Annotated in this window: 14 protein-coding genes; 11 read left to right on the plus strand and 3 right to left on the minus strand. The window is 69.4% G+C overall.

Features of this window, described 5'->3' with window-relative positions; genetic code table 11:
• The first annotated feature begins 274 nt into the window (after positions 1-274).
• Genes JKG67_RS09490 through JKG67_RS09510 form a run of 5 tightly spaced genes read left to right on the plus strand, consistent with a single transcriptional unit; the run spans position 275 to position 2,152 of the window.
• Positions 275-535 (plus strand): hypothetical protein, encoded by a 261-nt coding sequence (locus JKG67_RS09490; RefSeq protein WP_203337076.1) that lies wholly within the window; start codon positions 275-277, stop codon positions 533-535.
• A gap of 27 nt (positions 536-562) precedes the next feature.
• Complete coding sequence (locus tag JKG67_RS09495) at positions 563-859, plus strand: hypothetical protein (protein WP_203337077.1); 297 nt, start codon at positions 563-565, stop codon at positions 857-859.
• Positions 838-1,596 (plus strand): polymorphic toxin type 50 domain-containing protein, encoded by a 759-nt coding sequence (locus tag JKG67_RS09500; RefSeq protein ID WP_203337078.1) that lies wholly within the window; start codon positions 838-840, stop codon positions 1,594-1,596. The genes JKG67_RS09495 and JKG67_RS09500 overlap by 22 nt, the downstream gene beginning before the upstream one ends.
• Positions 1,597-1,631: 35 nt before the next feature.
• Positions 1,632-1,922 carry a hypothetical protein gene (locus tag JKG67_RS09505; protein ID WP_203337079.1) on the plus strand — a complete coding sequence of 97 codons (291 nt, stop codon included), beginning with the start codon at positions 1,632-1,634 and terminating at the stop codon, positions 1,920-1,922.
• A complete protein-coding gene (locus tag JKG67_RS09510) occupies positions 1,919-2,152 on the plus strand; it encodes a hypothetical protein (protein ID WP_203337080.1) in 234 nt (77 codons plus the stop codon). The genes JKG67_RS09505 and JKG67_RS09510 overlap by 4 nt, the downstream gene beginning before the upstream one ends.
• Here JKG67_RS09510 and JKG67_RS19210 read toward each other — a convergent pair.
• Positions 2,098-2,430, minus strand: coding sequence for a helix-turn-helix domain-containing protein (locus JKG67_RS19210; protein ID WP_372442062.1), 333 nt, complete (start codon positions 2,428-2,430; stop codon positions 2,098-2,100). The genes JKG67_RS09510 and JKG67_RS19210 overlap by 55 nt on opposite strands.
• Before the next feature lie 63 nt (positions 2,431-2,493).
• Between JKG67_RS19210 and JKG67_RS09520 the strand changes: the two genes are divergently transcribed.
• The gene (locus JKG67_RS09520) at positions 2,494-4,719 is read left to right on the plus strand and encodes a HelD family protein (RefSeq protein WP_203337082.1); all 2,226 of its coding nucleotides are present in this window, start codon (positions 2,494-2,496) and stop codon (positions 4,717-4,719) included.
• Between the two features lie 21 nt (positions 4,720-4,740).
• Here the strand turns inward: JKG67_RS09520 and JKG67_RS09525 are convergent, their stop codons facing one another.
• Both JKG67_RS09525 and JKG67_RS18490 read right to left on the minus strand, forming a co-directional pair.
• A complete protein-coding gene (locus JKG67_RS09525; RefSeq protein ID WP_203337083.1) occupies positions 4,741-4,968 on the minus strand; it encodes a ribonuclease HepT family protein in 228 nt (75 codons plus the stop codon).
• 89 nt (positions 4,969-5,057) lie between these two features.
• Complete coding sequence (locus tag JKG67_RS18490; protein WP_238998246.1) at positions 5,058-5,300, minus strand: nucleotidyltransferase family protein; 243 nt, start codon at positions 5,298-5,300, stop codon at positions 5,058-5,060.
• Positions 5,301-5,612: 312 nt separating this feature from the next.
• Between JKG67_RS18490 and JKG67_RS09535 the strand changes: the two genes are divergently transcribed.
• From JKG67_RS09535 to JKG67_RS09555, 5 genes are all read left to right on the plus strand, one after another.
• Positions 5,613-7,526 (plus strand): anthranilate synthase family protein, encoded by a 1,914-nt coding sequence (locus tag JKG67_RS09535; RefSeq protein ID WP_203337084.1) that lies wholly within the window; start codon positions 5,613-5,615, stop codon positions 7,524-7,526.
• 222 nt (positions 7,527-7,748) lie between these two features.
• The gene (locus tag JKG67_RS09540) at positions 7,749-9,464 is read left to right on the plus strand and encodes a sulfatase-like hydrolase/transferase (protein WP_203337085.1); all 1,716 of its coding nucleotides are present in this window, start codon (positions 7,749-7,751) and stop codon (positions 9,462-9,464) included.
• Between the two features lie 57 nt (positions 9,465-9,521).
• Positions 9,522-10,175, plus strand: a complete 654-nt coding sequence (locus tag JKG67_RS09545) for a hypothetical protein (RefSeq protein ID WP_203337086.1) — start codon at positions 9,522-9,524, stop codon at positions 10,173-10,175.
• Between the two features lie 23 nt (positions 10,176-10,198).
• Positions 10,199-10,768, plus strand: coding sequence for an anthranilate synthase component II (locus JKG67_RS09550; protein WP_203337087.1), 570 nt, complete (start codon positions 10,199-10,201; stop codon positions 10,766-10,768).
• The gene (locus JKG67_RS09555) at positions 10,762-12,000 is read left to right on the plus strand and encodes an anthranilate synthase component I family protein (RefSeq protein ID WP_203337088.1); all 1,239 of its coding nucleotides are present in this window, start codon (positions 10,762-10,764) and stop codon (positions 11,998-12,000) included. The genes JKG67_RS09550 and JKG67_RS09555 overlap by 7 nt, the downstream gene beginning before the upstream one ends.
• Positions 12,001-12,075 lie beyond the last annotated feature (75 nt).

Genomic DNA, 12,075 nt, shown 5'->3' on the forward strand with positions numbered 1-12,075 from the left:
ACCGCCGGATGCGGTCTCTCATCTGGACGTTTCTGCAGGTCAGCGAGCCGCCAGTCTTGGGGCATGCGCTGACGCGGCTTGTTCGGTTGGGGCGCCGTGGAGCCACACTTATGCATACGACGGTGCTTGCCTGCCCGCTGCATCCGACACGGCGTCGGTTGACACTCGCGAGACCCTCAGCTCAACCCCAGGCGGCGTGACCGCGATTCAGTCAGGCGGTGTTGCCGCAAACGCCGGTACGCGATCGGTTGATGATCTACTCCGACCAGGTGGGGTGACGATCGGCAAGGCCGGAACCGACGACACAATCCGCGAGATATCCGGTAGCCTCCCCGAAGCTCAGACGATGTTCCAACAGCTCAGCCAAGGCGGCACGGTCGTCGCTCGGACACCGAAACTGACGCGCGTGGAGTTGCCCCGCGGAGGAGGGTTCGTCCAACTGCGCAGGGAATTGTCGCGCAGTCCGAATACGGCCGCCACGATCGACGTCAACGTCCCAGGCTTCGACATCACGAAACTGAAGTACAACCCATGACGGATGACCTGGCCGTGGCAGCTTGCGGTGGCAATGCTGATCCACCGAGAACTCGAAGACGACTACGTGGGGCTGTGGAAGCTTCCGTGGCACATTCGGCGCGCGCTTCCCGACGCGTCTGACGATCAAGTGAGGACAGTTGCGGCGGCTGTTCTGGAGGCGCTGGTCGCTGGCGACACGGCACTCGGAACCCTCAACGAGTACACCGGTTCATTCGAACCATGGGTGGCCGGTGAGGCGGTTGAGTCCGCTATGTCAGCGTGGCGTGCCCTCGGCCGCGTCCCGAACATCGGGGAGGTGGCGTGGCTCGCCCGGACCTCCTGATGTGTGCGCTCGCGAGCGTCCTCTTTGCGCTCATCGGGTGGCTCTGCGTGGCCAATCCTGCCCAGGCGTCCTCCGCCCCCACTCCCGGAATTCAGATCTACTCCTACGACAGCCAGCACCTACCGTCGCTCGCTGCTGTGACTGCAACTGAGCGCGGTCCGCCTTCGACGCATGACTGCGCCACCAACTGCAACGCCGCCGACCGCTGGTCGGGTGGCGCTTCGGCGTGGCTGGATGCGACTACACCGCGCGCCACCTTCGACTACGACCGCCACGCGCTGCTTGCGCAGGTCGCGCACGCTTTGGGTACGACCCGGGAGCCAGCCCGGGCGCTCGTGGGGGATTTGCCGTTGCTCACGCCGGCCGGTGTTGCCGCAAACGGCGTACCGCCCAGGTTCATCACGACGGGTGCTGGGACAACGATCGATCGCCTCGCGATCAACTCTTCGATCAGTGCGCAGCGGCAGGGCCGTCATGTGCTGGGCGCTCGTCAGTACAAGGGAGGCAGCTACTTCAACTCGGCTGATGACGCACAGAGCGTGCTAGACGACTTCCACAGCGGCGCGGCTCAGGTCCTCGGCGTCAAGGGCAACGACATCGTTGTGCGGGCCCCGAATGTCACTGGCTTCAATCACAACCCAGGTGCTGGCTTCCCGAATCAGGCGACGAACGTCTTCTTCATCAAGGGCTCGTCGTCTCCCAGCGTCATTCCCGACAGCCCTGGGTGGACACCGTGAGCCTCCCGACGCCAGAGAATCCAGGTCGCGCTCCGGTGTGGGAGAACTACGTCATCGCGCAGACGGTGGCGGCTTCGCGAGGGCAGATTCCTGCGCATGCTCTCACCTTCGGTGTCGAGGTGGATGGGCCGCGCCTGCGGCTTCGATTCCAGCTCTCTGAGGTCACCGAAGAAGACAGAGCCGACATGGACGACATCGTCAGCGAACTCGAGGGACTGGTGGGCAACGACGTCGAGGTGGAGTCCTTCTACGAGTTGCGGGACCAGCGTGAGATTTCGACGACTGACGGCGTGTGCTGGATCTTCCTCGCGAGGGTGACTGAGTGAGCGAGGAGATCTCGATCGAGCTGTCCCACGATCGGGCGCTGGTTCTCTTCGAGTGGCTGGCCCGCACGGCCGCTGGCGAGCAGCCGGCGGCGTTCGCGGATCAGGCTGAGCAGCGGGTGCTGTGGGATCTTGAGGCGGCGCTGGAGAAGCACTTGACCGAGCCGTTCAAGAGCGACTACCGCGAGTTGCTGGAGGCTGCGCGCGGCCGGGTCCGCGACGTCGAGGAGTGATCCTCAGCCGGCGTTGTCGAGGGCTGCTCGGATGCGGGTGTTGGCGAGTAGGCCGTCGAGGATGTCACGATTGCTTCGACCGAGGGCGTGATCTTGCCGTTCTCGTAGCGGCTGATCTGGCCGCCATCGCCGTTGATCTTGGTGGCGAGGTCAGCTTGGGACCATCCGGGTGGCATGGATCCGTGGCACCGCTGAGCCCAAACTGGAACGTCACCCCGTCCATCACCCCAGCGGCTGAGAGAAGGAACCCATGCCCGGGTCGCCGCTTCCTTGACCATCCCGCGAGACGAGCCCGGCGGATCGGGCTAGTCTTGGGTGCTTGTTTCCTTTGAGGGGGTTGGATGGCGCAGGACTCCGCTGCAGGCGAGATCGCCGCTGAGCAGACGGTGGTGGACCGGGTCTATGCCCGGCTCGAGACGTCGGCGACCGCTGCCCGCGAGCTCGCCAAGGAGGGCCACAACCGGGCCCGGCTCGGCCACGAGGGTGGCCTGGTGGAGCGGGACGCGATGGTCTTCCAGGCGGCCCGCCGGATCGCCCAACTCGACGCCGCCCACGAAGGACTGGTCTTCGGTCGACTCGACCTGACCGCCGACGTGGACACCGAACCCCGCTACATCGGCCGCATCGGCCTGCGCGACGAGAACCGCGACTCGATGCTCATCGACTGGCGGGCCCCGGCCGCGGCCGACTTCTACCAGGCCACCGCCGCCGAGCCGCACGGCGTCGTACGCCGTCGGGTGCTGAGCTGCCGCGGCCCTCAGGTGATCGGCGTGGAGGACGAACTCCTCGACCCCGACGACCCCCGCGCCGCCGACCTGCCGGTGATCGGCGAGGGCGCGCTGATGGCGCAACTGTCCCGCGCCCGGGACCGATCCATGCACTCGATCGTGGCCACCATCCAGGCCGAGCAGGACAAGGCCATCCGCGCCCCCTCCCGCGGCGTGGTCACCATCTCCGGCGGACCCGGCACCGGCAAGACGGTGGTCGCGCTGCACCGGGCGGCGTACCTGCTCTACACCGAGCGGCGCCGCTACGAGAGCGGTGGCGTGCTGATCATCGGCCCGTCCGGGGTGTTCATGCGCTACATCGAGCGGGTGCTGCCCTCCCTCGGCGAGACCGCGATGGCCCTGCGCTCCTTGGGCGAGGTCGTCGAAGGCGTGCGCGCCAACCGGCACGACGAACCCGCGGTCGCCGACCTCAAGGGGTCGGAGCGGATGGCCGAGGTGATGCGGCGTACCGCCCGCCAACAGGCGCCCGGCAGCCCGCGCGAGTTCCGGATCTTCTGGCGCGACAACGCCATCGTGCTCGACCGCCGGGTGCTCGGCACGCTGCGCAAGAACCTGCTCGGCCACGGCCGCCGCAACCGGCAACTGCCCCGGGTGGCGACCACCCTGCTCGACGCCATGTGGCGGCAGGTGTCGTCCGAACGCGGCCGGGAGCGCGGCAAGGAGAAGTTCGTCGACGACATGCTCTCGGTGCCCGACTTCGTCGAGTTCGCGCTCGCCTGGTGGCCGCCGCTGACCGCCCGCGAGGTCTTCGACTGGGTGCGGGACCCCGAGTTCCTGGCCCGGGTCGCCGAAGGAGTGCTCACCGGCGAGGAGCAACGGCTGCTCAGCAAGTCCTGGAGCCGCGAGGGGCTCAGCATCGCCGACGTGCCGCTGCTCGACGAGCTGCGCTACGCGCTCGGTGACGTCCCCGAGAAGCACGAGGGCGACCAGTTGCTCTCCGACACCCTGGCCGCCGAGGAGGGCGGCGTCGACCTGGCCGAGGTGACCACCGCCTCCGAGCGGGAGTACGCCCCCGCCGGCCGGGCCTGGGCGCCGCCCACCCACCGCCTCGAGGACGACGGGTATGCGCACGTGCTCATCGACGAGGCCCAGGACCTCACCCCGATGCAGTGGCGGATGGTGGGCCGCCGCGGCCGCGCCGCCTCGTGGACCATCGTCGGCGACCCGGCGCAGTCGTCCTGGCCGATCCCGGCCGAGGCCGACGCCGCTCGCGCCGCAGCCCTGGAGGGCAAGGAGATCCACTCCTTCCACCTGTCCACCAACTACCGCAACTCCGCGGAGATCTACGCCGCCGCCGCCGGCTACGCGCAAGCCGTCGGGCTTGGCGCCGACCTGCCGGACGCGATCCGGCGTACCGGGGAGCAGCCGGTCACCCTCGGCGACTGGACCGTCCCCGGCGACGCGACCGTCCACGTCCCCCGCGAGGGTGACCTCGAGGCGTCCGTGCGCGCCGAGGTGGCCCGGATCGCGGCCGCGGTGGGGGGCACCGTCGGCATCGTGGTGCCGGTGGCCCGCCGTTCCGAGGTCAACGCCTGGCTGGCCGCCTGGCCGGAGTTCGCGGCCGACGCCCCCGGCGCCCGGGCCGCCGTCGACTCCGACGCGCCCCCCTCCGGCACCGACCGGATCGTGGTGCTCACCGGCCTGGACACCAAGGGCCTGGAGTTCGACGGCATCGTGGTGGTCCGGCCCGGGGAGATCGAGGCCGAGTCGGCCACCGGTCGGGCCACCCTGTACGTCGTACTCACCCGGGCCACGCAGCTGCTCAGCACGGTGAGCTGACGCAGCGCCCGGTGGCTGCGATCACTCGTTGAGGGCACGGGTGATCGTGCGGATCACCATGGGGACATCGGCATCAAGGGTGGCCGTGATGATGTCGGAGTCGATGAGGAGGTCGCCATGGGCGATTCGATTGTGGGTGGCCCACATGAGGGGCCATGTCTCACCGAAGATTCGGTCACGATCCGCGACCTCCAACTGGGACAGCGCCTCAATAGCAGCTGAGAGTCGCATGCAGACCGCGTCGATCACGAGTTGCTCCGAGAGGTCGCCCGTTGCGTGCTGTTGCAGCACGGTGAGGTGAGCGAGTGTGCCCCGCAGTGCCTCGGTCGACGGGCGGCTCAAATTGGCACCGCTTCACGCGTCACCTGATCGGCCAGATCAGGACGTAGAGCCGACTCGGGCACCAGGTCGACCGGCACCCCGATCAGATCGGCGAGCCGCTGTTCGAGGCGGCCGATCTCAAAGAGGCTCATCGGCCGCTCCATCGTGAAGAGCAGATCGATGTCAGACCCATCGCCATCGGCCTCGCGGGCAACCGATCCAAAGACCCGAACATTCGTCCCCCCTGCCTCGCGGATCAATCGGCAGACGGCCTTGCGGTGTCCGCGCAACGCCCGCCGCGCGGCGTCGTCCCGTGGAAGTGGAGGAGGCGATGCACCTCTGGCTGGCTTCGCCCGATCTCCGTGGCGATCTGCGCTTGAGTCAGTCCCTGGGCGGAGGCTCTGCGGACCGCAGCCACCAGTTCGTTGCGCGCGCGAACGATGGCGTTGTCGCTGCGGCGGGCAATCCTGGACAACTGAGACATGGCGCAGCAATAGCAAAACCTATAATCCTCTGCCTCGAATGGCAGAACGGGAGTGAGGCCGCGTCCCTGCCCCGCATAGGGTTCTCCCATGAATGCCACGCCCGCCTCAGCCAAGGACGCCATCGACGCGATCCAGGGGCACCAGGCGTGGGCGATCATCCGACGCTCCACCCGAGCCGGTGACCGCGACACCGTCGGCATCCTCGGCGGACCCCGGTGGGTCGCCGAATCGATCGGCGACATCCCCCTGGAGACCGGCATCCCCGAGCCGGGACGCAGCTGCGACCGGCTGGTCGCCGTACCCTTCCGGCAGGTCACCGAGCGCGGCTTCGACGCCCACGACGACGGCACCCCCCTGGTCGTCGTCGACGTCGAGACCGAGTGGGAGTTCTCCGTCGACGAGGTGATCGCGGCGCTGCCCGACGAGCCGGTCGAATTCGCCGACACCGGCGGCTTCGACATCGACGACGCCGACTACGCCAAGATCGTCGAGCAGATCATCGCCGAGGAGATCGGCCAGGGCGAGGGCGCCAACCTGGTGATCGGCCGCCACTACCGGGCCGTGGTCGCCGACTGGGACGCAGCCAAGGCGCTCACCGTCTACCGCCGGCTGCTGCAGCGGGAGCGCGGCGCCTACTGGACCTTCCTCTTCTTCACCGGTGACCGGTACCTGATCGGCGCCTCCCCCGAACGGCACGTCTCCGTGCACGGCGGCGACGTGCGGATGAACCCGATCTCCGGCACCTTCCGGATCCCCCGCGAGCCCGGTGCGGACGTGCGTGGCGCGCTGCTGGACTTCCTCGCCGACGAGAAGGAGATCTACGAGCTCTTCATGGTCGTCGACGAAGAGCTCAAGATGATGTGCGACATCTGCCACGAGGGCGGCCAGGTGCTCGGCCCGTTCCTCAAGCCGATGACACACCTGGTGCACACCGAGTACCTGCTCGCCGGCCGGTCCAGCCGCGACGTGCGCGACATCCTCCGCGACACCATGTACGCCGCCACCGTCACCGGCTCGCCGGTGGAGAACGCCTGCCGGCTGATCAAGGAGTACGAGACCGAGGGCCGCGGCTACTACGCCTCCGCACTGGCCATCCTCGGCCGGGACAGCGCCGGCGAACCCGTGCTCGACTCACCGATCGTGATCCGCACCGCCGACGTCGACCTGGCCGGCCACCTCAAGATCACCGCCGGCGCCACCCTGGTTCGTGACTCCGACCCGGCGTACGAAGTGGCCGAGACGCATGCCAAAGCCGGCGGGATCCTGTCCGCGTTCGGGTTGGTGCCGCTGGCGCCGGTGCCCGAGATCTCCGTCGCCGACCTGGCCGTGGACGAGGACGTGCTGATCGCGTTGAACGCCCGCAACCGCAGACTGTCGACGTTCTGGCTGACCGACCAGGCAGGCAGCCCGCCCGACCCCGGCCTGCGCGGCAAGAAGGTGCTGGTCATCGACGGCGAGGACGACTTCGTCAACATGCTGCGGCACCTGTTGTCGGTGCTGGGGATGACCTCTGAGGTGGTCCGGCACGAAGACGTCGGCCCGGTCGTCACGGCCGGCTTCGACGCCTGGGACCTGGTGATCGTCGGCCCCGGCCCCGGCGACCCCCGCGATGACCACGACCCGAAGATGGTGGCACTGCGGTCCGCGGTGGACCGACTGCTCGCCGATGAGAAGCCATTCCTGGCCATCTGCCTGGGACACCAGGCGCTCTGCCACTCCCTCGGACTGGGGCTGCACTACAAGGACATCGTCTTCCAGGGCACCCAGTCGCCGGTACGGATCGACGGGCGCACCGAGCGGGTCGGGTTCTACAACACGTTCGTGGCCCGGGCCACGGACGCGCTGCCCGAGGGAGTCACGATCGAGGCCGACCCCGCCAGCGGCGACATCCACCTCGTTCGTGGCCCGCACTACCGGGGCATCCAGTTCCACGCGGAGTCGATCCTCACCGAGCGCGGCTACGACCTCGTGCACGACTTGGTCGCGGGTCTGCTCACCTGACCCTGCGGGCCCTGCTGCCAGAACACCCTGATGTCAGGGGGTTCTGACTGTTGTCAGGGGTTGCAACCCCTGACAACAGTCGACAGTCCCTGACATCAGGCTGTTCCGCCCACCCGGGACGACCCCAATCGAGACTGGGCGCGGCGACTGGGGTCCGGCTGGGTGGATCAGGGAGAATGGGCGCTTCGGGGTCCGAGTCGAGGGAGAAGACGATTGCGCGGGGTGTTCAGCGCACTGCTGGTCAGTTGCCTGCTGCTCACGGCGTGCAGCGGTAGCTCGGCCGAGCCCGGCGACGAGCCGGCGCCGGTGGCGACCGAGCCCACCCAGGACAGGCCCGGCAAGCCGAGCGCACCCGGGCGGACGATCAGCCCGACCCCCGCCGGCCAGCCCAACATCGTGCTGGTGCTGATGGACGACTTCTCGATGGATCTGGCGCCGACGCTGCGCAGCGCCAAGCGGATGACCCGACGCGGTGCCTCCTATCCATGGTCCTTCGTCGTGGACTCGCTGTGCTGCGTCTCCCGGGCGTCGCTGTTCACCGGGCAGTACCCGCACCAGACCGGCGTACTCACCAACACCGCGAACACCCCGAACCGGGTCGGCCCGATCGGCGGCTGGGCGGCGTTCCGCGACTACGGCAACGCCCGGCGCAGTTTCAACGTGCGTCTCCAACAGGCCGGCTACACCACCGGCTTCATCGGCAAGTACCTCAACCAGTACGAGCCCGTCGGCGGGAAACTGCCGCCCACTCCGCCCGGCTGGACCCAGTGGCAGGCGATGTTCGGATCCGCCTACGACGGCTGGGACTTCCAGCGCGCCCAGACCGGCCGCGACGGCAAGGTTCGGCTGGTCAACCACCCGGCCCCACCGGCGAGCGCGTCCCGGCGGGCCAAGGACGCGGCGTACGTCGGCACCATCACCCACGACCTGGCGCTGGACTTCATCGATACCCACGGAGCCGACGACGCGCCGTACTTCCTCAAGGTCTCCACCTTCGCCCCGCACAGCCGAGTCGGCCCGCGCGGCCACTACCCCGGCGATCCGGCGTACCCGGCAGCGTTCCGGGACCGGCCAGGCGGCACCAAGAAGCACGGCAACTGCGGCCTGGTCGACTGCCGCGACCTCACCGTCGACGACCTGGTCGGGTTCGGACAACTCGGCCCGGCGACCAACCCGCGGTCCCGCGACGGCAAACGGCTCAAGGCCTGGCGCCCCGACGTCGCCCCCAGCCAGCGGCACGCCGTCAACACGCTGCGGGACCGGGCGATGATGTCGCAGTCGATCGACCGGATGGTGCTCGACATCCTCGACGCAGTCGACGACAACACCTACGTCATCCTCACCTCCGACAACGGGTACCACCTCGGCCAGCACGGCCTCGGCCAGGGCAAGGGCGCGCCCTACGACACCGACGTCCGGGTGCCGTTCTACGTGGTCGGGCCGGGAGTGGTCCCCGGCGAGCGCGCCGAGGTGATCAGCAACATCGACCTGGCCCCCACCTTCGAGGACATGGCCGGACTGCGGCCAGCGCGCTTCCGCTCCGGAGTGTCGCTGGTGCCGACCTTCACCGACCCGGACCTGAGCCGCCGCGACTATGTGATCTTCGAGCACACCTGGGCCAAGTCGCTGGGCATGGACCCGGACAAGTTCTACTCCGGCGGCACCATCGACGACATCCCCTCCTATGTGGCAGTCCGGTCACGGCATGGGCTGCTCGCCCGCTTCGACCTGGACAACCGGTGGGCACGGACCCGCTACGGCTGGGAGTTCTACGACTACACCGAGTCGACGTGGGAGTCCCGCAACTCCTACCACCGCCCCCGCCACGCCAAGAAGATCCGTGAACTGCGGCGGGTGATGCGGCAGTTCGATGCCTGCACAGACCACACCCGCAACGATCGGGTGCCGGCCTCCTGCCGCCGGATCACCCGCCCCTGACCCGGCGGTCGATGCGGCCGTCTTGACCCGGGCCCCCACCTGGTCGGAGGGTGGAGTATGGCTGCCGAGATCGAGACCGAGCCCGCCGTACCACTCCTCGCCCGGGGACGGATCGACCGGATCCGGGTCCAGGTCGGGCACCGCCGACGCCCCGACGAGCCCGCCCATGAGCACTTCCTGCTCGACCTCGGCCTCGGCGAGGAGCCGCAGATCGGCGAGGACACGGTCCTGACCGCCCTGGAGCCGCTGCTCTTCGCCGGCACCGACGTACGCCGACACCATTCGATCCACCGTCACCAGTGGCACACCAGCTGGGGTGCTGCCGCCGGCGCGCTCGAGATCGGCCTGCTGGTGACCACCGGGCCCACCACACCCGAGTCGATCACCGCGTCGCACGCAGCCGTGCAGGCCGCCTTCACCGAACTGCTCGAACAGACCCCCCATGTCAACGGCGGCGCCCCGGTCTCCCGCGACAGCGCGCTGGTCCGGGCCCGCGCCGCGATCGCCTCGGCGTACGACCTCGACGCCGACGCACTCGGACTGGGTGCGGAGGAGCACCACCCGGCCGCCGGCTCGTGGACCCTCTCCCTGCGGAACCCCAACGGCGACTGGTTCGACGCGGTCGTCGGCTTCGTGGGCGGCCACCGAGGCTCGGTGCACGTGCGGCGACGGCAGCGGATCGAGGTGTCCGACTCCGTCGGCGAGGAGTGAGCGTCAGGGCTTAGGTTTGCCCTGTGCCCACCCCCGACGTCGTGGTCGTCGACCACTACGACTCCTACACCTTCAACCTGGTGCACCTGATCGCCGGAGTCACCGGGGTGGTGCCGCGGGTCGTCGAGCACGACCAGGTCAGTGCGGCCGACGTGCTGGCACACACGCACGTGGTGCTCTCGCCCGGGCCGGGGCACCCGGGCAACCCGAGTGACTTCACCGTCGGCGCCGAGGTGATCGCCCGGGCCACCAGGCCGGTGCTCGGCGTCTGTCTCGGCATGCAGGGGCTGGTGATCGCCTACGACGGGGTGGTCGACCGGCACCCGCCCGCCCATGGCCGAGTCGCCGCCATCACCCACGACGGAGCCGGCCTCTTCACGGGACTGCCGCAAGGATTCGCCGCGGTCCGCTATCACTCGCTGGCCGCGATCACCATCCCCGACGCGCTGCGCGTCACCGCCCGTGCCGAGGACGGGGTGGTGATGGGAGTGCAGCACCGGGAGCTGCCCCAGTACGGCGTCCAGTTCCACCCCGAGTCGATCCTCAGCGAGCACGGCTCGGCGATGATCAGACACTTCCTGGAGGCATGGTGACCGACCCCGAGGAACTGTTCCGCACCATCGCAGCCGATCACCCGCGTTGCTTCTGGCTCGACGGCGGAGGCGCCCGAGAGTGGTCGGGGCGGCGGTCGTTGATCGGCTGGCTGGAACCCGACGATGTGTCGTTGACCTACTCGGCGGCCACCGGCCTGGTCACCCGGCACTCCGGCGCCGGCGCCGAGGTCGTCGGCGACGACATCTTCACCGTCCTCGACACCGCCATCGAGCCCGGCGACCAGTGGTTCGGCTACTTCGGGTACGCCGCCCGACCCGACCTGACCGCGACCCACGGTGACGGGCCGCCGGACGCCTTGTGGATGCGACCCTCACGGGTGCGGCTCTTCGACCACGAGCTCGACGCCTCCAGCGCCCACCCCGGATCGGACCCGAACCCCCCTCAGGTCCCCGGCTGGTACGCCGACGCCTTCGCCCGCGTCCAGGAGGCGCTGCACGCCGGCGACTCCTACGAGGTCAACCTCACGCACCGGGTCGAGATCGCCGACGACCTCGCCCCGGTGACGGCGTACCAGCGGCTGCGCCACCTCAACCCCGCCCCGTACGCCGGATTCCTGCAGCACGACGTCCCGGGCGCCCGCGGCTGGCTGCTCAGCTCATCCCCGGAGCGCTATGCGCTGATCACCCGCGACGAGGTCGGCCGGGTGATCGAGACCAAGCCCATCAAGGGCACCACCGCGCGCGGCGCGACGCCCGAGCAGGACGAGCGGCGGCGCACGGCGTTGGCGACCGAGCCCAAGTTCCGCGCCGAGAACCTGATGATCGTCGACCTGCTCCGCAACGACCTGGCGATGGTGTGCCAGCCCGGCAGCGTGACCGTCCCCACGCTGATGGCCGTCGAGTCCTATCCGTCGGTGCATCAGCTCGTCTCCACGGTGCAGGGCAGGCTGCGCACCGACGTGTCGACGGTCGCGGCGCTGCGCGCGCTGTTCCCGGCGGGGTCGATGACCGGCGCCCCCAAGCGACGCACGATGGAGGTCATCGACGACGTGGAGAGCACGCCCCGCGGCGTGTACGCCGGCGCCTTCGGCTGGATCGCCGGCGACGGACGTGCCGATCTGGGGGTGGTGATCCGGTCGCTGACCACCACCGGGGACGGTCGGTGGCGACTCGGCACCGGGGGCGGGATCACCGTCGACTCCGAGGTCGCCGAGGAGTACGCCGAGTCGGCGTGGAAGGCCGAACGGCTGAGGCGCGTCTTCGAGGGGTAGCCCGGCGCCCCTGCTGCTCCGGTCCCGGACCGGCGACGCGTTCGGCAGCCGCCACCGAGCGTTGCCGGCGCCAGG

Origin of the sequence: Nocardioides limicola (genome assembly GCF_016827675.1) — a bacterium.
GTDB classification, from domain to species: domain Bacteria; phylum Actinomycetota; class Actinomycetes; order Propionibacteriales; family Nocardioidaceae; genus Nocardioides; species Nocardioides limicola.

Excerpts from the sequence above, each read along its gene's own strand:
- JKG67_RS09545 (WP_203337086.1), top strand. The coding sequence starts at position 9,522 with ATGGCTGCCGAGATCGAGACCGAGCCCGCCGTACCACTCCTCGCCCGG.
- JKG67_RS09520 (WP_203337082.1), top strand. The coding sequence starts at position 2,494 with ATGGCGCAGGACTCCGCTGCAGGCGAGATCGCCGCTGAGCAGACGGTG.
- JKG67_RS19210 (WP_372442062.1), bottom strand. The coding sequence starts at position 2,430 with ATGGTCAAGGAAGCGGCGACCCGGGCATGGGTTCCTTCTCTCAGCCGC.
- JKG67_RS09535 (WP_203337084.1), top strand. The coding sequence starts at position 5,613 with ATGAATGCCACGCCCGCCTCAGCCAAGGACGCCATCGACGCGATCCAG.
- JKG67_RS09555 (WP_203337088.1), top strand. The coding sequence starts at position 10,762 with ATGGTGACCGACCCCGAGGAACTGTTCCGCACCATCGCAGCCGATCAC.